15 protein-coding genes and 1 pseudogene are annotated in these 19,318 nt (G+C 69.8%); 12 read left to right on the top strand and 4 right to left on the bottom strand.

The window, feature by feature from the left end; all coding sequences use genetic code 11:
- The first annotated feature begins 72 nt into the window (after positions 1-72).
- The 8 genes and pseudogenes from metK to OG804_RS12430 all read left to right on the top strand — a co-directional run bounded on the left by metK (position 73) and on the right by OG804_RS12430 (position 10,999).
- Positions 73-1,284, top strand: coding sequence for a methionine adenosyltransferase (gene metK / locus OG804_RS12465; RefSeq protein ID WP_328397046.1), 1,212 nt, complete (start codon positions 73-75; stop codon positions 1,282-1,284).
- 128 nt (positions 1,285-1,412) lie between these two features.
- The gene (locus tag OG804_RS12460) at positions 1,413-3,929 is read left to right on the top strand and encodes a primosomal protein N' (RefSeq protein WP_328398358.1); all 2,517 of its coding nucleotides are present in this window, start codon (positions 1,413-1,415) and stop codon (positions 3,927-3,929) included.
- A gap of 327 nt (positions 3,930-4,256) precedes the next feature.
- Positions 4,257-4,922: a PadR family transcriptional regulator gene (locus OG804_RS12455; protein ID WP_328397044.1), complete on the top strand. Its 666-nt coding sequence runs from the start codon at positions 4,257-4,259 to the stop codon at positions 4,920-4,922.
- Between the two features lie 134 nt (positions 4,923-5,056).
- Positions 5,057-6,010, top strand: coding sequence for an esterase/lipase family protein (locus tag OG804_RS12450; RefSeq protein WP_442941813.1), 954 nt, complete (start codon positions 5,057-5,059; stop codon positions 6,008-6,010).
- A gap of 958 nt (positions 6,011-6,968) precedes the next feature.
- Entirely contained in the window at positions 6,969-7,511 is a 543-nt protein-coding gene (gene def / locus OG804_RS12445) for a peptide deformylase (RefSeq protein WP_328397042.1), read from the top strand.
- The gene (fmt, locus tag OG804_RS12440) at positions 7,511-8,431 is read left to right on the top strand and encodes a methionyl-tRNA formyltransferase (RefSeq protein WP_328397040.1); all 921 of its coding nucleotides are present in this window, start codon (positions 7,511-7,513) and stop codon (positions 8,429-8,431) included. Before def ends, fmt begins: the two co-directional genes overlap by 1 nt.
- Positions 8,432-9,225: 794 nt before the next feature.
- A pseudogene (locus OG804_RS12435) lies at positions 9,226-10,572 on the top strand (RsmB/NOP family class I SAM-dependent RNA methyltransferase); the annotation flags it as partial.
- Positions 10,573-10,645: 73 nt separating this feature from the next.
- Complete coding sequence (locus tag OG804_RS12430; RefSeq protein WP_328397038.1) at positions 10,646-10,999, top strand: MmcQ/YjbR family DNA-binding protein; 354 nt, start codon at positions 10,646-10,648, stop codon at positions 10,997-10,999.
- A 51-nt stretch (positions 11,000-11,050) separates the two neighbouring features.
- Here the strand turns inward: OG804_RS12430 and OG804_RS12425 are convergent, their stop codons facing one another.
- From OG804_RS12425 to OG804_RS12415, 3 genes are all read right to left on the bottom strand, one after another.
- Positions 11,051-13,201 (bottom strand): molybdopterin oxidoreductase family protein, encoded by a 2,151-nt coding sequence (locus OG804_RS12425; RefSeq protein ID WP_328397036.1) that lies wholly within the window; start codon positions 13,199-13,201, stop codon positions 11,051-11,053.
- Between the two features lie 230 nt (positions 13,202-13,431).
- The gene (locus OG804_RS12420) at positions 13,432-14,205 is read right to left on the bottom strand and encodes a SigB/SigF/SigG family RNA polymerase sigma factor (RefSeq protein WP_328398354.1); all 774 of its coding nucleotides are present in this window, start codon (positions 14,203-14,205) and stop codon (positions 13,432-13,434) included.
- Positions 14,206-14,309: 104 nt separating this feature from the next.
- The gene (locus tag OG804_RS12415) at positions 14,310-14,732 is read right to left on the bottom strand and encodes an ATP-binding protein (protein WP_328397034.1); all 423 of its coding nucleotides are present in this window, start codon (positions 14,730-14,732) and stop codon (positions 14,310-14,312) included.
- A 137-nt stretch (positions 14,733-14,869) separates the two neighbouring features.
- Here OG804_RS12415 and rpe point away from each other — a divergent pair, with 137 nt between their 5' ends.
- The gene (rpe, locus tag OG804_RS12410) at positions 14,870-15,541 is read left to right on the top strand and encodes a ribulose-phosphate 3-epimerase (protein ID WP_328398352.1); all 672 of its coding nucleotides are present in this window, start codon (positions 14,870-14,872) and stop codon (positions 15,539-15,541) included.
- Positions 15,542-15,739: 198 nt separating this feature from the next.
- Here the strand turns inward: rpe and OG804_RS12405 are convergent, their stop codons facing one another.
- The gene (locus OG804_RS12405; protein ID WP_328397032.1) at positions 15,740-16,201 is read right to left on the bottom strand and encodes a hypothetical protein; all 462 of its coding nucleotides are present in this window, start codon (positions 16,199-16,201) and stop codon (positions 15,740-15,742) included.
- Between the two features lie 663 nt (positions 16,202-16,864).
- Between OG804_RS12405 and OG804_RS12400 the strand changes: the two genes are divergently transcribed.
- The 3 genes from OG804_RS12400 (at position 16,865) to ribH (ending at position 19,315) form a co-directional block, all read left to right on the top strand.
- Positions 16,865-17,485, top strand: coding sequence for a riboflavin synthase (locus tag OG804_RS12400; RefSeq protein ID WP_328397030.1), 621 nt, complete (start codon positions 16,865-16,867; stop codon positions 17,483-17,485).
- Positions 17,486-17,562: 77 nt separating this feature from the next.
- The gene (locus OG804_RS12395; RefSeq protein ID WP_328397028.1) at positions 17,563-18,807 is read left to right on the top strand and encodes a bifunctional 3,4-dihydroxy-2-butanone-4-phosphate synthase/GTP cyclohydrolase II; all 1,245 of its coding nucleotides are present in this window, start codon (positions 17,563-17,565) and stop codon (positions 18,805-18,807) included.
- Positions 18,808-18,835: 28 nt separating this feature from the next.
- A complete protein-coding gene (gene ribH / locus OG804_RS12390; RefSeq protein ID WP_328397026.1) occupies positions 18,836-19,315 on the top strand; it encodes a 6,7-dimethyl-8-ribityllumazine synthase in 480 nt (159 codons plus the stop codon).
- Positions 19,316-19,318 lie beyond the last annotated feature (3 nt).

The following is a 19,318-nucleotide window of genomic DNA, read 5'->3' as shown; positions in this document are numbered from 1 at the left end:
CAGGGTCGCGACCGGAGCCGTGCGCTGCGGTCCCATCCCGGACACGAGTAACCGTTGAGGAATGAGGAAACTGTGCGCACGTCCGGTAGCCGGCTTTTCACCAGTGAGTCCGTGACCGAGGGTCATCCGGACAAGATCTGTGATGCCATCAGCGATTCCATTCTCGACGCTCTGCTGGCCCAGGACCCGCGTAGCCGCGTGGCCGTGGAGACCCTGGTGACCACCGGCCAGGTGCATGTCGCGGGTGAGGTCACCACCGAGGCCTATGCGGATATCCCGCATATCGTCCGGGAGAAGATCCTCGAGATCGGATACGACTCGTCGGCAAAGGGATTCGACGGCAACTCCTGCGGCGTCAACATCGCGATCGGCTCCCAGTCGCCCGATATCGCCCAGGGCGTCGACACCTCGCACGAAGCGCGCGTCGGCGGCTCCGACGACGAGATCGAGCAGCAGGGCGCCGGGGATCAGGGCCTGATGTTCGGTTACGCCAACACCGATACGCCCGAGCTCATGCCGCTACCGATCGCGCTCGCGCACCGCCTGTCCCGCAAGCTCACCGAGGTACGCAAGACCGGTGTGCTGCCGTATCTGCGGCCGGACGGCAAAACCCAGGTCACCATCGAATACGACGGAGACCGCGCGGTGCGGCTGGACACTGTGGTCCTGTCCACCCAGCACGCCGCCGATATCGACCTGGACAATCTGCTGGCTCCCGATATCCGGGAGAAGGTCGTCGACGCGGTGCTGGCCGAACTGGCGATCCCCGATCTGGACACCTCCGATATCCGCCTGCTCGTCAACCCGACCGGCAAGTTCGTGCTCGGCGGGCCGATGGGCGACGCCGGCCTGACCGGCCGCAAGATCATCGTCGACACCTACGGCGGTATGGCCCGCCACGGTGGCGGCGCCTTCTCCGGTAAAGACCCCTCCAAGGTCGATCGCTCGGCCGCGTACGCGATGCGCTGGGTCGCCAAGAACGTGGTCGCCGCCGGTCTGGCCGACCGGGTGGAGGTGCAGGTGGCGTACGCGATCGGCAAATCGGCGCCGGTCGGGCTGTTCGTGGAGACCTTCGGCACCGAGAAGACCGATCCGGCCGGGATCTCCTCGGCGATCACCGAGGTATTCGATCTGCGTCCGGGCGCCATCATTCGCGACCTGGACCTGCTGCGCCCGATCTACGCCCCGACCGCCGCCTACGGACATTTCGGTCGCACCGATATCGACCTGCCCTGGGAGCGCACCGACCGCGCGGAGAAGTTGCGCGCCGCCGCCGGACTGTAAGCCCCACGTCCCGCGTGGAACGACCGGCGACCGACACCCCCGGAGACCCCGAGTCTCCGGGGGTGTCGGCCGAGTCGGGTCCGCCGCGCCGTCGGGGTACCCGCGCGAAGAAATCCGCGAAACCCGCGCTGGACCCGATATCGCACCCGATCGCCCGGGTGCTGCCGCTGCTCACCCCGGCGCATCTGGACCGCGATTTCGACTACCTGGTGCCGCCGGAACTCGATGAGATCGCCCGGCCGGGTGTCCGGGTCCGGGTGCGGTTCGCCGGCCGCTTGGTGGACGGTTATCTGCTGTCCCGGCACACCGATACCGAGCACACCGGAAAACTGGTGCGACTGGAGCGGGTGGTGTCGGCCGAGCGGGTGCTCACGCCGGAGATCCTGCGGCTCGCGACAACTGTGGCGGCCCGATGCGCCGGAACCCGAGCCGATGTCCTGCGGCTGGCGATCCCGCCGCGCCACGCCCGGGTGGAGAACGGTGGTGCGGCGAAAAGCGTTGCGGGGAAAAATAGTCCGTCACCTTCGACGGACGATTCCGTGCCGGAAATCTCCGACCTCGAGGACGGGGACGCGCCCGCCGGGGCCTCGGTGGCCGATAACAGAACCGCGCGGTCAGACGGGGCGCCAGTCCCCTCGCTCCGCGCTCTTCCCGGCTCGCTCGCAGACCACAGTGATGCCCCGACGGCGGGGACCGGCGAATCACGCGCGGACCTGCCGACCGGCACCCGACCGCACCCGGCATCGGATGCCGACGTCGCGGACACGGCGGGCGCGTCCACGAAGGCGGTGGGTATCGAAGGAGTCTCCAGAGCGGGTGCGGACTCCGCCCGGGGGGTGCCGGGTGTCGGGGGCGCCGCCGGGGCGGAGGATGCCGGTGCCGGGTGCGCGGCAATGCGGTCGGATGCTGTCGCCGAGGGGGTCCCGAGGCCGGACGCCGCTGTAGCCGGAGGCGCCCGGAGCGGTGAACCGGACGGTCCGGGCCGGACGGAATCCGCGTCCGGGGAGTTTCCCGCCGGGGTGGATGCCGCGGCATGGGGAAGATACCGGCACGGGGAGGCGTTTCTCACCGCGCTGATGCGGGGGCGTGGCGCGCGTGCGGCCTGGCAGGCATTGCCGGGGGAGGACTGGGCGCGCCGGGTGGCCGAACTCGCCGCGGTGGTCGTCGCGGAGGGGCGCAGCGCGATCCTGATGGTTCCCGATCAGCGCGACCTCGATCGAGTGCTACGGGAATGCGAACGGCTGGTGGGTGATTCGGCGGTGGGGCTGTCGGCCGGTTTGGGTCCTGCGGCCCGATACCGGCGTTGGCTGGCGGTGCTGCGCGGGACCGCGCGGGTGGTGGTGGGCACCCGCAGCGCGGTATTCGCGCCCGCGGCCGATCTCGGGCTCGTGGCGATCTGGGACGACGGCGACGATACCTACGCCGAACCGCGCGCGCCGTATCCGCATGCTCGTGAGGTCGCCATGCTCCGCGCGCACGACACCGGCGCCGCGTTCGTGGCGGCCGGGTTCGCCCGGACCGCGGAGGTGGCGGCGATCGTGGAATCCGGGTGGGCCCACGATCTGCTCGCCGACCGGGCGACCGTGCGTTCGGCCGCCCCCCGCATCAGTGCCCCGGGTGATACCGATATTGCGCTCGAGCGTGATCCCAATGCTCGCGCGGTCCGTATCCCCGGCGCCGCGTTCGCCGCGGCCCGGCAGGCGCTCGCCGCCGGGACCGGGGTGCTGGTGCAGGTGCCGCGCCGCGGTTATGTACCGGCTCTGTCCTGTACGAAATGCCGGACCCCCGCCCGTTGCCGGCAGTGCGCGGGTCCCCTGTCTTTACCGGGCTCGGACGTCGGCCCCGGAGCCGGTGCCCAGGCGGCGCACAGTCCGCTCTGTCGCTGGTGCGGGCGCACCGAGGCGGCTTTCCGCTGTCCGGTGTGCGGTGGCCGGGCCCTGCGCGCCGTGGTCGTGGGGGCGGCGCGGACCGCCGAGGAGCTGGGCCGAGCCTTTCCCGGGGTGCCAGTTCGCGGATCCAGCGGCGCCGCCTTGCTGGACACCGTCCCGCCGGGACCACAGGTGGTGGTGGCGACCGTCGGCGCCGAACCGTTGCTCGCCGGTGGATACGGGGTGGGTCTGCTGCTGGACGGCTGGGCCCTGCTCGGTCGCGCCGATCTGCGCGCCGCCGAGGACACATTGCGCCGGTGGCTCAGCGCCGCGGCCCTGGTGCGGTCCGACGGCCAGGTGCTCGTGATGGCCGATCCGGGTGTGCCGACTGTGCAGGCCCTGCTGCGCTGGGATCCGGCCGGGCACGCCGCCGCCGAACTGGCCCAGCGGGCCGAGGTGGGGTTCCCGCCGGCCGTGCGGATGGCCGCGGTCGACGGCACGGCGGAGGGAATCGCCGAATTGCTCGCGGTCACCGAGCTGCCGGCCGCCGCGCAGGTGCTGGGCCCGGTGCCGCTGCCGGCCGCCGCGCGGTTGCCGTCCGGCGCCCGCGGTAGCGGCGGCGAACATGGGGCGGAGGTCGAGCGGGTGCTGCTGCGCACGCCTCGCGCGGGTGGCGCGGCACTGGCGCGTGCGCTCACCGCTGCCCAGGCGATCCGTAGTAGTCAGCGTGCGGATTCGCCGCTGCGAGTGCAGATAGATCCCCTCGATATCGGCTGATCTCGCCGTTATCGCCGGCGCGCAGGAATGGCGGGCCGGATGCTGTCGCCGGGCGGGCTGTCCTCGCCGCCGGTTTCCGCGCCGTACGAGCTCGGTGTGAAACACCGCCTGCGCGGCGGGTCCGGACGACCGGCGGGCCGCTCGCGCCGGCTTCCGGCTGCGGTCGTATCGCTGTTCACGCTGGTCCGTGCCGCGCTATCGAATCCCGAGGTGCGTGCGCGCCAGCCGCCGGTGAATCCGGGAATTTCCACCCGAGCCTTGCGTTGGATAGATTGACGATATATCGTCGATGCTATGAAAACCGATCGAGTAGCTCAGGAGGCTGCAATGGAAAACATCGAGAACGCAGAATTTCGTCAAGGCCGCGGACGTCGCGGGCATCGCGGACGGCCGGACGCCGACTGGGCTCCGGGCGGCGCATGGTTCCGGCACGGTGGTCCGCCCGGATTCGGGCCCGGATTCGGGCCGGGCTTCGGATCAGGATTCGGGCCCGGTTTCGGCCCGGGGTTCGGGCGGGGCCGCGGGCGCGGCGGCCGCGGGCGGCGCGGTGACGTGCGGGCGGCGATCCTGCTGCTGCTCACCGAGCGCCCGATGCACGGATACGAGCTGATCCAGCAGATTCGCGAGCGCAGCGATGATCTCTGGCGGCCCAGCCCGGGATCCATCTATCCCGCACTGTCCCAGCTGGAGGACGAAGGACTCATCACCATCGAGAAGGTGGCCGGCCGCAAGACCGCGGAACTGACCGAGACAGGTACCGCCCATGTCACCGAGAACCGGGCGGAGCTCGGTGATCCGTGGGCCGAAGTGAAAGAGGGAGTCGGTGCCCAGACCAGTGATCTGCGCGCCCTGATCGCCCCGCTCCTGGGTGCCGTCGCGCAGGTGGCGGCCGCAGGCACCCCCGAACAGGCGGCCAAGGCGGCCGACGTCCTCACCGAGGCGCGGAAAGCCTTGTACCGCATCCTCGCCGGAGATGAAGAACCCGGAAAGTAACGGGGTGATCAAGACCTCGCACACGGGTTCTCCGAGGAGCCGGCACGGGAGAAGATTGTGTGGTGAAGCGACATCGATGGCCGACAGGGCGGGAAGGCGCACAACACGGCAGGGGCGTCCTGCGAGTTGTGGCGGTGGCCGTCGCACTGGCTGGGTCGGCGGTCCTCGGAATCACCGAGGCCACCGCCCAGCCCCCGGGTTACCTCCCCCCGACGATCCCCACCGACCCGGCTCCACCACAAACAGACCACCTGGGCGCGGTGCTCTACACGAAAACCCACCCGGACGCGGTGCCTCGGGGAGTCAACGACTTCGGCTGTGTCCCGGACGCGGCGCATCCGCGCCCGGTGATCCTGGCGCACGGGACCGACGCGAGCGCGTACACAGACTGGGCGGCCATCGGCACGGAACTCGTGGACCAGGGATTCTGTGTATTCGCCCTCAACTACGGCGGTAAACCGGGCGCCGTCACCTACGGCACCGAAGACATGGTGCTCAGCGCGTACCAGTTCGCCGCGTTCACCGACGAAGTGCGCACCGCGACCGGTGCCGAGCAGGTCGACCTCGTCGGATTCTCCCAAGGCGCCAATGTGACCCGGTACTACATCAACAAACTCGGCGGAGCGCCGAAAGTCGACACCTGGGTCGGGCTGGCCTCACCCACCTACGGCGGCGTCATGTACGGACTGGCGCCGCTGGCCCAGCAGATCCCCGGCGCGATGGAGCTGGCCGAGCGGGCGACTTCGGTCGCGGCGGTCCAGCAGGTGCAGAACTCACCGTTCATGCGAGAGCTGAACGCGGGCGGCGACACGGTGCCGGGCGTGCGGTACGTGACCATAGGCAGCCGGTTCGACGAGGTGATCCAGCCGTTCGAGAACATCGCGCTGCGCGGGCCCGGCGCGCGCAACATCGTGCTGCAGGACGGCTGTCCGGTCGATCTCACCGGCCATTTCCACATGGTCTACGACCCCTACGTGTTCGACTTGCTGTTCGAGGTTCTCGAGCCGGAACTCGCGCCGGAGCCGGTCTGCGTGCCGGTTCCCCTCGGTACCGGAATCCCCGAGGTCATCATCGGTGGCAATATCTGACTGTGTTTATTTGCCCCGCCTGCGGCGGGGCGGGTCGGGGCCCTCGTTAACCCCGGTTCTTCACTCCCGCCGGTCGGTCGCTGCGCTCCCTTCCTCTGGTCGCTCCAGAACCGGGGCGGGCCCCGACTGTGTGGGATTGCCCCGCCTCCGGCGGGGCGGGTCGGGGCCCTTGTCAACCCCGGTTCTTCACTCCCGGCGGTCGGTCGCTGCGCTCCCTTCCTCTGGTCGCTCCAGAACCGGGGCGGGCCCCGACCTCGGGGTGATCATCCGTGGAGGTGGTTCCAGGGGTCGTCATTTTTGGCGGTGGCTGCGCTTCTTCGCTCTGTTGCTCCGGGAACGGGGTGGGCCCGAGCACGGTTGCTCACCGTCCGGGCGAACGGGTCGACGTGTGCGCTCGGAAAGCTCGAACAACCTGGGGAAGATCACGGCAGTGCGCGTGCTCCACGCGGCGCCCCCGGGCTGCTGGGCCCTGAACAATCCACCGCGCTCGGCCGCTACCTCACCACCTCCCGATCCCTCCGCGTGCGCTCGGTCGCTGCGTTCCGTCGACCCGGAACCGGGGTCGATCACGGAGACCGGGCAGACGGGCGAGCGTGACATCCGTGCGGTCGGGGCCGCGCGGCTGTGTCGGCCAGAGCTTTGTGAGAGCTCGAGGGCCTGCCAGCGGGGGTCCACGCGCTCGCTGCGCTCCGGCGGACCGGCGGACCGGGCTGAGGGCCGAGCGCGGTCACGGAGGCCGACCATCTGGGCGAAGCGCAACGATGCTTGTGGTCGCGCCGCCCGGACTCGGTGAGTGCCGGACTCCGTGGGCCGCCCCTTCGGCAGCGCACCATCGGATGCGGCCGGGGCGGTGCGCGGTACCGGCGCGGCTCGGCGAAGGTACAGGCCCTGAACGCCGCTGCGCCGAGGTACCTAGAATGAAACCTTCCTGCCCTGCCTCATGTCTTCGGGAGCTACCGTGACCGTCCAGTCCGTCCGCCTCTTCGGCGATCCCATTCTGCGAGCCCGCGCGGCAGAGGTCACCGAATTCGGCCCCGAACTGCGGCAGTTGGTGACCGATCTGACCGACACCATGTACGACGACGGTGGCGTCGGGATGGCGGCCCCGCAGATCGGGGTCGGGCTGCGGGTCTTCGTCTACGACACCCACGACGCCCGTGGCCATCTGATCAACCCGGTCTGGACCGCGCTCGACGAGGAGGAGCAGATCGGCCCGGAGGGTTGCCTGTCGATTCCCGGAGTGAACCACGATACGAGGCGTGCGCTGCGGGTGCGGGCCACCGGTGTGGATGTGGAAGGCAACCCGGTCGAATTCGAGGCCGAGGGTCTGCTTGCGCGGTGTGTCCAGCACGAAACCGATCACCTGGACGGCACCCTTTTCATCGACCGGCTCGATCCGCCCGACCGGAAGCAGGCCATGCGCACCATCCGCGAATCCGATTGGTTCATCGCCGGCCTCACGGTCCGGCCCAGTCGCGCGCTCGCCGAGCGGGACCGCTGATGCGGATAGTTTTCGCCGGCACTCCCGAGCCCGCGGTTCCCTCGCTGCTCCGCCTGCTCGACTCCCGGCACGAGGTGGTCGCCGTGGTGACCCGGCCCGACGCCACCGCGGGGCGCGGCCGGAAACTGAAACGTTCGCCGGTCGCGGAGATCGCCGACGAACACGGGATTGCGGTGTTCACTCCCCACAAGCCCGCCGAACCCGACTTCGTCGCGGCGCTCACGGATCTGGCGCCGGAGTGCTGCCCGGTGGTCGCGTACGGCGCGCTGCTCCCGGCCGAACTCCTCGATATCCCGGTCCACGGCTGGATCAACCTGCACTTCTCGCTGCTCCCCGCCTGGCGCGGCGCGGCCCCGGTGCAGGCGGCGATCGCGGCCGGCGACGAGATCACCGGGGCGTCCACGTTCCGGATCGAGACCGGTTTGGACACCGGCCCGGTCTACGGGGTGGTGACCGAGCGAATCGGGGTCACCGATACCGCCGGTGACCTGCTGACCCGACTGTCCCACAGCGGTGCGGCGCTGCTGGAACAGACTCTCGACGGAGTCGAGGACGCGACCCTGCAGGCGATCCCGCAGGCGGCCGACGGTGTGTCCTACGCACCCAAGATCACGGTCGAGGCGGCGCAGGTGCGCTGGGATCAGCCGGCGCTGGCGGTCGGCCGGGCGGTCCGGGCGGTGACGCCGTTCCCGGGGGCTTGGACCACAGTGGCCGGTACCCGGCTGAAACTGGGCCCGGTGGAACTGGTCGAAGAGGTCATTCCGGAGCGGCAGATCGAGATCCGCAAGACCGGCGTCTACATCGGCACGGCGACTACGGCGGTCCGGTTGGACCAGGTGCAGCCCCAAGGTAAACGCATGATGGCCGCGCTGGACTGGGCGCGCGGCGCCCGCCTGGACGCCGGCGCGGTGGTCGAATGACCGGCTCGGGCGCCGACCGGCCACGAGGATTCCGCCGACGTGGCGAGGAATCCGGCGGTCCCCGCGCCGGCACGGGACCTCGGGACCGTCCGGCCGATCCGGGCCGGGGTGAGTCTCCGCCCGGTACACGCGGTAGCGAGCATTCGGCTGGTTCGCGTGGTGGGGAGAATCCCGCTGGTTCGGGTGGTGGGGAGAGCCGCGCTGGTTCGCGTCACGGTGAGCGCCCCACCGGTTCGCGCCGAGAAGGCGGACCTGCCGGTGCACGCCGTGGTGACGACTCCGCTGGTTCGCGTCAGGGCAGCCGTCCGACCGAGGCTGGACAGGGCAGGCCACCGGCCGCCGGATCGCGGGGAGGTCCGGACGACAACGGCGGGACGCGGCAACGTAAGGGTCGCGCCGACACCCGCCGGTCCGGCGAATCCGGACGTCGCGACCCCGGCCGTGGCGGCGAGCCCGACGTCGGCCGGGACCGCGGTGCCGAGAACGGGCGCGGCACGGGTTCGGCACGCCGTCCAGGGCGCGGTGCCGACGAAGGTCGTGGCTCGGCCGAATCGGGCGACCGGAACGGCCGCGGTAAAGCGGCATCCGGTGATCGTGCGGCCCGGCCCCGGGGCCGGGCCGAGGAGAGCCGCGACGAGCGCCGGGGCGATGCGGCCGACAGCCGCGGTCGGCGCCGGAGTTCGGCGCCGGATGGGAAGGGCCGCGCCGGCGGGAATCGGGCCGGCGGGAATCGGGCCGGAGCCCCTGGATCGGGCCCGGCTCGGTCCGAGCGCGGCGGTTCTCCGCGGCCGGCCCGCCCGCAGCGGACTCCGGCGGACCCGGCCCGCACGGTCGCCCTGGAGACACTGCGCGCTGTGCGGGACCGCGACGCCTACGCCAACCTGGTCCTGCCCGGCCTGCTGCGGGAATATCGGGTGTCCGGCCGCGACGCCGCGCTGGCCACCGAGCTCGGGTACGGAGCCTGCCGGACCCTCGGCGTGCTCGACGCGGTGATCGCCGACTGTGCCGGTCGCGCAGTCGACGAGATCGATGGTTCGCTGCTGGACATCTTGCGGCTCGGTACCTACCAACTGTTGCGCACCCGGGTGGAACCGCATGCGGCGGTGCATACGTCGGTGGAATTCGCCCGGGCCGAATCCGGTTCGAGCCGAGCCGGGTTCGTCAACGCCGTCTTGCGCCGGGTCACCGAGCGCAGCCCACAGGAGTGGATCGACCGGCTCGCACCCGACGACCTGATCGGGCGACTCGCCTTCGAATACGCCCATCCGGTGTGGATCGCGCAGGCGTTCGCCGATGCGCTGGGTGCCGACGCGGGCGAACTGCGCGATCTGCTCGCCGCCGACGACGCCCGCCCGGTCGTGCATCTGGTGGCACGTCCCGGTGAGATCACCGCCGAGGAACTGGCACTGGTCACCGGCGGCGACGAGGGCTGGTGGTCGCCCTACGCGGTGTATCTGGACGGCGGCGATCCGGGTGCGCTCGAACCGGTGCGGGAAGGGATGGCCGCGGTCCAGGACGAGGGCAGTCAGCTCGTGGCGCTGGCGCTCACCCGAGCGCCTCTGCACGGCGCCGACGGCGGTCGTTGGCTGGACCTGTGCGCCGGGCCGGGGGGCAAGACCGCGCTGCTCGGCGCGCTGGCCGGTATCGACGGCTACCAGGTGGATGCGGTCGAACCGGCCCCCCATCGGGCCGAACTGGTCCGTACCGCCACCCGTGACATGCCGGTCCGGGTGCATATCGCCGACGGTCGCGACAGCGGCCTGACCACCGGTTACGACCGTATCCTGGTCGACGCGCCGTGCACCGGTCTCGGGGCGCTGCGGCGTCGGCCGGAGGCCCGCTGGCGCCGTACACCCGGCGATACCGCCGATCTGGTCGTCCTGCAACGCGAGCTGCTCACCGCGGCCTGGGAACTCCTGCGCCCGGGCGGCGTCGTGGTGTATTCGACCTGCTCGCCGCATCTGCCGGAAACCGTCGCCGTGGTCGCGGATGCGGTGCGGCGTACCGGCGCGGAGCAGTTGGAGGCCGGACCGCTGCTGCCCGGAGTCACCGGCCTGGGTGCGGGTCCCACGGCTCAGCTGTGGCCCCATCGACACGGGACCGACGCCATGTTCGTGGCCGTACTGCGCAAACCGGTGTAGGAGGCCGGGCGGTCGCGGCAGGCAGGCGACGAATATCCGAGCCTGCGGCGGCCGGGACCGGCAGACTGGCTGTATGGGTATCACCTGGGCGAACGTGGTACGACTGGCCACCGATCTGCCGGAGGTCGCCGAATCGACCTCCTACCGGACCCCCGCGCTCAAAGTGTCGGGCAAGGGTTTCGCACGGCTGCGCAGCGAGGCCGAAGGCGGCCTCGCGCTGCGTTGCGAGATGGTGGAGAAAGAGGCGCTGCTGGCCTCGGGCGACCCCGCCTTCTACACCACCCCGCACTACGACGGTTATCCCTACATCCTCATCGACCTCGACCGGGTGGACCTCGAACAGTTGCGTGAACTGCTCGATGCGGCCTGGTGGCTGGTCGCTCCCGCGAAACTGCGCCGCTCCCGGGAGGGCGGCGGCGCCGAGTGACCGCGAGCCGAGTTCAGCGGGTCACTCCGTGCGAACGAGCCGGTGCGCCGGCTACACGGCCGCCACCTTCACCCAGGTGCTGTTGACCGCCGCGTTGCCGGAGATGCGGTCCACCTGTTCGGGATCGTGGAGCAGATTCACGTTCGCCCCTGGCGTCGATGCGGCGACGGTCCAGCCCACACCCGGTTCCCCGTGACCCCAGCCGTGTGGGATCGCCACCGTACCCGGCCGGATATCGTCGCTGATCTCCACCGGAACCACGATGGATCCGATGGGCGAGCTCACCGTGACCCGGCCGCCTTCGGAAAGTCCCCGCGCGGTGGCGTCCTGCGGGTGCATGAGCGCGGTGCAGCGGTCGCGGCCTTTCACCATCGCCGGCACATTGTGCAGCCAGGAGTTGTTGCTGCGCAGGTGGCGTCGTCCGATGAGTCGGAGATCGAAGCCGTTGTCGCGGACCGCGCCGGCCTCGTGTGCTTCGCGCAGCAGGCGGCGTGCCTCGGTCACGAACTGCCGGGGCGCCAGGTGGACCGAGCGATCCGCGGTGGCGATGAGCGAGCGCAGCCGGGGCTGCAGCGGGCCCAGGTCGATACCCCCGCGTGCGGCGCGCACCTTCGCCAGGGTGATGCCCTTGCGGCCCCGGCGCAGCATCCCGTGCGGGCCGACCGCCACCCCGAGCGCCGCCGCGCGCAACGGGCTGAACCGGGCGAATGCCGCGTTGAGGGCACGGCCGGTGATCGATCGCAGCGGGAGCGGCAGGATCTCGGTCGTCAACCGGGCCATGATCTCCCAGTCCTCGAGGCCGTCGGCCTCCGGTGCGATCGCGCGCGCGTTGTAGCGAATGTTGTTGTGCACACTGAACATGGTCAGCAGGATGTCGAGGTCTTCGCGTTCGAGCGGGGACAGTGGCGGCAGGATGATATCGGCGTGCCGGGTGGTCTCGGTGATGTACATATCCACTGCCACATAGAAATCCAGCGAACTCAGCGCTTTGTCGAGGCGTCCGCGCTGCGGGGTGGACAGCACCGGGTTGCCGGCATAGGTGATCATGGCGCGGATCTGTCCGGGGCCTTCGTCGAGGATCTCGTCGGCCAGCGCCGCCACCGGCAGTTCGAACCGGAACGATTTGTACTTCCCGGATCGATCGGTCCAGGCGCCGTAGAACGGCGGCATCCGCCGTGCCAGCGGCAGCAGGTCGACCGCGGGCGTGGCGTACATCTGGCCACCCGGCCGGTCGAGGTTGCCGGTGACCGCGTTGATGGTGTTGACCAGCCAGTGGGTGATCGTTCCGGTGACCGTCTGGCAGACCCCGATCCGCGCGTACATCACCGCCGATTCCGCCGCGGCGTGCTCCCGGGCCAGGCGCCGGATCGTATCGGCGTCCACCCCGGCGTGCGGGGCGGCGTTCTCCGGGGTGAAATCGGCGACCAGGTCGCGCAGGTCGTCGAGTCCGCTGCACTGGGCGCGAACGGCGGTCCGGTCGCACAGGTCCTCGGTGATGAGCACGTGCAGGACGGCCAGCAGCAGGTAGGGGTCACCGCCCGGCAGCACCGATACGTGTTCGTCGGCCAGGCGTGCGGTTTCGGTGCGCCGCGGGTCGATCACCACGACCTTGCCGCCGCGGGTGCGCACCTCCTTGATCCGGTCGCGGGCGCCCGGCATGGTGGTGACCGAGCCGTTGGACACGGCGGGGTTGGCGCCGATGATCACCAGCCGGTCGGTGCGGTCGATATCGGCGATGGGCATCAGGAAGTTCGACCCGTACATCTGCCAGGCCACGAATTCCTGCGGGAACTGGTCGATCGACGACGCGGTGTAGAAGTTGCGGGTCATCAGCCCGGCACGCAGTGCGAAGGCGTACATGATCGCCGAATTGTGCGCGGCGGGGTTGCCGAGGTACATGCCCACCGCATGCGGTCCGTGGTCGTGGCGCACCCGCCGGAGCCGGGTGCCGATCTCGCGGAACGCCTCGTCCCAGCCGATGGGCTCGAATCGGTCGCCCACGCGGCGCACCGGGGTGCGCAGGCGGTCGGGATCATCGTGCAGGCCCGCCATGGCGGTGGCCTTGGGGCAGATGTAGCCCTTGGAGAGCACGTCGTCGGGATTGCCTTCGACCCGAGTGACTTTCGTATCCTCGACGGTCACCAGGATGCCGCAGTGGGCCTCGCACAGGGTGCACTGCCGGGCGATGGTATCGGTGGTCATCTCACATCACCTTCCGCCGCGTCGTCGTCGACGCGCGACCCGCAGGAGCGCCGGATTACGGGCTGATCCGGCTGATCGGTTGCTCTGGTCTGCTGAGAGAAGCGGGCACTCGGACAGTGGTCGACTGAGATGGATTCCCACTCATGTTCTCAGGACTGAGGGTAGACCGATCGGCGAAGCGGGCACAACAGCCGCGCTCCGCGAACCCGTAACCGCCCGGGATCCGGCGGTTACTCCCGCGACGACTGGTCCCGCAGCCGCGCCAGCGTTTTGGCGAGAATCCGGGAGACGTGCATCTGCGAAATACCCATCTGCTGGGCGATCTGGGTCTGCGTCATCGATTCGAAGAATCGCATCGTCAGGATGCGGCGCTCACGCTCGGGCAACCCCGCCAGCAGCGGCCGGATCGCCACGTACTCCTCGACCCGGTCGAACTGCGCTTCTTCCTCACCGAGCGTATCCAGCAGCGAGGCATCCGTATCGCGCCCGATCGACGCGGCGTCGATCGAGGTCGGCTGGTAGGCGTTCCCGGCGATCACGGCCTGGGTGACCTCGTCCGGATCGACATCGAGCTCGGCGGCGATCTCCTTGGCCGTCGGGGACCGGCCCAGCGACTGCGACAGCGAATCCACCGCCGCCCCGATTCGCAGATGGGTTTCCTTCACCCGGCGTGGCACCCGCATCGCCCAGGTGTTGTCCCGGAAATACCGGCGTACCTCGCCCATGATCGTGGGCACCGCGAACGACAGAAAGTTCGAACCGCGCGAAATATCGAACCGATCCACCGCATGCACCAGACCCACCCGCGCGACCTGGGTCAGATCATCGAACGGCTCCCCGCGACCGCTGAACTTGCGGGCGATATGGTCGGCCAGCGGAATGCAGCGCGCGATCAACTCGTTGCGCAGTGCGGCCTGCTCCGCCGAATCCGGCGCGGTACCGGCCAGCCGGGTGAACAGATCTGCGACATCGTCGTACCCGCCCACCGATGACGAGCTCGCCAACTCGGTGTCGGAATCTTCCGCTTCTGCTTCCGCGTCGGTATCGGCTTCCGGGTCGGGCGCGCGCTCTTCCTCCGGAGCCTCGAGCGGCTTCTCCTGCTCGGTCACTACGCTTTCCCCCGGACCCGACGGAACTCGACCGCTGTCGGATATCCGGAAACCTGCTGATCGAAGGGCTCCTGCCGGGCGTCGACCGCATCGGTGAGCGTCCGCAGCACATGCCAGCCGAAGCTGCGCGCGTCGGGCAGCCCCTCGCGGGCGGCCACGCCGCCGACCTGCACATGAAGTTCGGTCTCACCGATGGTGAACACACACTGCAAGCTGGTATCGGGCGCGGCCACACCGATCAGCGTGGAACACGCCTCGTCCACCGCCAGCCGGATATCGGCGACCTCGTCCAGCGTGAAATCGCTGAGCAGGACCAGAGCCTCGGCGAGACCGCGCACGATCGGCAGCTGTGTCACCGAAGCCGCCACCCGAATCTCCACCGGGGCACCGTGGAACCCTTGTTCCGCCGAAGTATTGATCACGTGCCGAGTGTATGGCTCGTCGCCGCGCGGACGGTGGCGGGGGCACTTCGGGGCTCGGCCCCACACGCGTCGGCCCGCCATTTACACTGCGCGCTGTGACTGCGTCCGAGCCCACGTTCATCCGTCCCGCGACCCCGATGATCGCCCCCTCCATCCTGTCGGCGGATTTCGCCCGGCTGGCCGATGAAGCCGGGGCGGTGTCGACCGCCGACTGGTTGCACGTCGACGTCATGGACGCGCATTTCGTACCGAACCTGACCCTGGGGCTTCCGGTGGTGGAGAGCCTGCTGAAGGCCACCGACATCCCACTGGACTGCCACCTGATGATCGACGACCCGGGCCGGTGGGCGCCCCCCTACGCCGAGGCCGGCGCTTACAACGTGACCTTCCACGCCGAGGCGACCGAGGATCCGGTGGCGGTGGCCCGCGATATCCGGGCCGCGGGGGCCAAAGCGGGGTTGTCGGTGAAGCCGAACACCCCGATCGAGCCGTACCTGGAGATCCTGCGCCATTTCGACACCCTGCTGGTGATGAGCGTCGAGCCCGGATTCGGCGGCCAGTCGTTCATTCCCGAGGTGCTGGACAAGGCGCGGACCGTGCGGCGCCTGGTCGACGCGGGGGAGCTGCGGCTGGTGGTGGAGATCGACGGCGGGATCAACGCCGACACCATCGAACAGGCCGCGGCCGCGGGTATCGACTGTTTCGTCGCGGGTTCGGCGGTCTACAACGCCGCCGACCCCGGCCTCGCGGTGGAGAAATTGCGCGGCCAGGTCGAACGGACCCGCTCGGCGCACCACGCCGCCCACTGATCCCCCGGACCACGGGCACGACCGGACAGACTGCGGTAACTGCCGATCAGCTGGAAGTCGCCGTTGTGCGCGGGATGCGCTGTGTCCATGGTTGCCGACACGGGGCGGGCTGTGCCCGGTTCGGTCGATGCGGGCGCACACCCGGCACGGCGTCCACCGCCGCGGCGCGGTCGCGGTCGGCGGTGACCGGCCGTGCGCCTATCGGAGGTCGGGCGCGCTTTCGCGTGCGGCGTCGATCACCGCGTGCTGCGGCGGCCGGGTCCCGAGCGCGTCCGGTCCCGCGACCCACAGGCGGTATCCGCTGAGTTCGTCCTCGGCCGAGGGCAGCACGATCTGGCTGCCGGTGCCGGCGACGGTGGTGTAGAGCCGGAAGAGTTCTGCGGCCGCGGCCGCGGGGAACTCGTCGTGCCTGGTGGGGCCGGTGAGGAAGGTCCAGCGCCGGGCACGCGGGTGGGCGAAGACCGGTCCGGCGATGCCGGCCGCCCGTAGCCGCTGCAGCACCGGCTCGCCGAGTTCGGTCGGCATGGTCACCGCGCCGTAGGCGGCGCCCACGTGCAGCAGTATTCGCCCCGAATTCGGATCGACCACCGCGGGCAGTAGATCCTTTTCCCGATACCGCCGGCAGTGTCGCTCCAGGGCGGATTCGGTGAAAGTGGTCATAGCGGGTTCGGCTTCCTCGAGTGGTGGCGTACCTGAACAGGGCGGTGACAGCCGCGACGGCGGATATCCCACGGATCCGGCCGGCGCGTTGTCACCGGAGGGATCCGATGCCCGGACAACACTGTCGCTGGGCCGAGAGGCACTGGATTTCCGGCACGGCGCGGGGCCCTCGGCCCGGCAGGATGTGGGCGGATCCAGTTGTTCGGGTGAAGGCTTGTGGCGCACGGTATTCCGCGGCGGTGGCCGTCCTCGTACGAACGTCGTGCCCGGCCGCACCACGGGGTATCCGAGGTCGATGAACCGGTCACCTCACAATATTGCGTCAGTCGGTGTGAGGGCGCAAATCGAGAAACATTTCGGGTTTCGATGCGATCTCGGTCGGGCAAAGGGTGGGGTCGCCACGACCGGTCCGGACCGGATCGCGGCCTGTCGGAACCGGTGTCGGGGTCGTACCAGGAATTGTGACGACTATCGCCCGACCGGAAAATTTCCGGATCCGGCCTGTCCGGTCGACGGCCGGAAAATGGGTGTTCCGGAGGGTGGGCGACGTCATGGCCGATCGTTCGCCGAGCGCACTAGTCTGGTTGTGGACGGCGAACTGGGAATACTCGGTACCACTCCCGCCGTTCCGTATGCGGAACACCGACGCGAACGGGAGAAGACATGTTCACGGGCATCGTCGAGGAACTGGGCGAAATCGTCGCCTGCGAGCAATTGACCGACGCGGCACGGTTGACGATCCGCGGGAAGCTGGTCACCTCCGATGCCGGGCACGGTGATTCGATCGCCGTCAACGGCGTATGCCTGACGGTCGTCGACGTGAGCGACGACGCGTTCACCGTCGACGTCATGGGCGAAACACTGCGCCGGTCGAGCATCGGCGGTCTGGAGCCCGGCGCGCGGGTCAACCTGGAGCGGGCCGCCGCGGTGAACAGCCGCCTCGGCGGTCATATCGTGCAGGGCCATGTCGACGGCACCGGCACCATCCTGTCCCGGACCCCGGGGGAGAACTGGGAAGTGGTCCGGGTCTCGCTTCCGGACGCGATCGCCAAGTACGTGGTGGAGAAGGGATCCATCACCGTGAACGGCATCTCGCTCACCGTCTCCGGGCTGGGCCTGACCGAGGCCCCGGCCGCCGACGGCACCCGGGACTGGTTCGAGGTCTCCCTGATCCCGACCACGCTCAGCCTCACCGACCTGGGCGGATCCACACCCGGGACGGTCGTGAATCTCGAGGTCGACGTAATCGCGAAATACGTCGAACGCCTCCATCGGCGCGGCTGATACCTCCGGCCGCACCCGGACCGGCCGACCGGACGAAGTAGTGTGATCGGGACCTATCGAGATGGAGCATTGCAGACGTGACCAGGTTCGACAGCATCGAGCGCGCCGTCGCCGATATCGCGGCCGGTAAACCGGTCGTCGTGGTCGACGACGAGGATCGGGAGAACGAGGGCGACCTGATCTTCGCCGCGGAGAAGGCCACCCCCGAACTCGTGGCGTTCATGATCCGCTACACCTCGGGCTACATCTGCGCCCCGCTCACCGGTGACGACTGCGATCGGCTGGGGCTGCCCCCGATGTACGCGGTGAACCAGGACAAGCACGGTACGGCCTATACGGTGTCGGTGGACGCCAAAGAGGGTGTGACCACCGGTATCTCCGGGGCCGATCGGGCCACCACCATCCGGCTGCTGGCCGACGGCGACGCCAAGCCGAACGATTTCACCCGCCCCGGCCATGTGGTGCCGTTGCGCGCCAAGGACGGCGGCGTACTGCGCCGGCCCGGTCATACCGAGGCCGCCGTGGATCTGGCGCGGATGGCCGGGCTGCGGCCGGCCGGTGTGATCTGCGAGATCGTCAGTCAGAAGGAAGACGGGCATATGGCCCGCACCGACGAACTGCGGGTCTTCGCCGACGAGCACGAGCTGGCGTTGATCTCGATCGCGGAGATGATCGCGTGGCGGCGCAAACACGAGAAGCATGTCGTGCGGGTCGCGCAGGCGCGTATCCCGACCGTGCACGGGGAGTTCACCGCGGTCGGCTATCAGAGCATCTACGACGATGTGGAGCATGTCGCGCTGGTCCGCGGGGATGTGGGCGACGGCGAGGATGTGCTGGTCCGCGTGCATTCGGAGTGCCTGACCGGTGATGTCTTCGGTTCGCTGCGCTGCGATTGCGGCCCGCAGCTGGACGCCGCCCTGGAGATGGTGGCCGCCGAAGGGCGCGGTGTAGTGCTGTACATGCGGGGGCACGAGGGCCGCGGTATCGGCCTCATGCACAAACTGCAGGCCTATCAGCTGCAGGATTCCGGGCACGACACGGTCGACGCCAATATCGAACTCGGCCTGCCCGCCGACGCCCGTGATTACGGGACCGGCGCGCAGATCCTCGTCGACCTCGGTCTGCGGTCCATGCGGCTGCTCACCAACAACCCGGCCAAACGGGTCGGGCTCGACGGATACGGGCTGCGGATCACCGAGCGGGTGCCGATGCCGGTCCGCGCCAATGCCGAGAACCTGCGCTATCTGCGCACCAAACGCGACCGGATGGGTCACGACCTGGTGGGTCTGGACGATCTGGACCTGGGGGAGACGGCACAGTGACGATATCCGGATCGAAAGGCGGAAACCGATGAGCGGCACCGGGATCCCCACCTTCGCGCTCGCCGACGCGAAGGAATTGCGGCTGGCCATCGTCGCCTCGCGCTGGCACACCGAGATCTGCGACACCCTGGTCGCCAACGCCGAACGCGTCGCCGCCGAGGCCGGGGTGCGGCACACCACGGTGGCCCGCTGCGCCGGAGCGATGGAGTTGCCGGTTCTGGCGCAGGCGCTGGCCCGCACCCACGACGCGGTGGTCGCGCTCGGCGTGGTGATCCGCGGGGATACGCCGCACTTCGACTATGTGTGTGATTCGGTGACCGCGGGACTGACCCGGGTGTCCCTGGACGAGAGCACTCCGGTCGCCAACGGCGTGCTCACCACGAACAACGAACAGCAGGCCCTCGATCGGGCCGGGCTGCCGGATTCGGCGGAGAACAAGGGCGAACAGGCGGCCGCCGCCGCGCTGGACGCCGCGCTCACGCTCCGCGGGCTCCGTGTGGCGGGCTGAGGC

The sequence above is a fragment of the Nocardia sp. NBC_00416 genome (genome assembly GCF_036032445.1).
Taxonomy (GTDB): Bacteria; Actinomycetota; Actinomycetes; order Mycobacteriales; family Mycobacteriaceae; genus Nocardia.
Note: the sequence above shows the minus strand (reverse complement) of the source record. Positions and strands in the feature narration are given on the sequence as shown.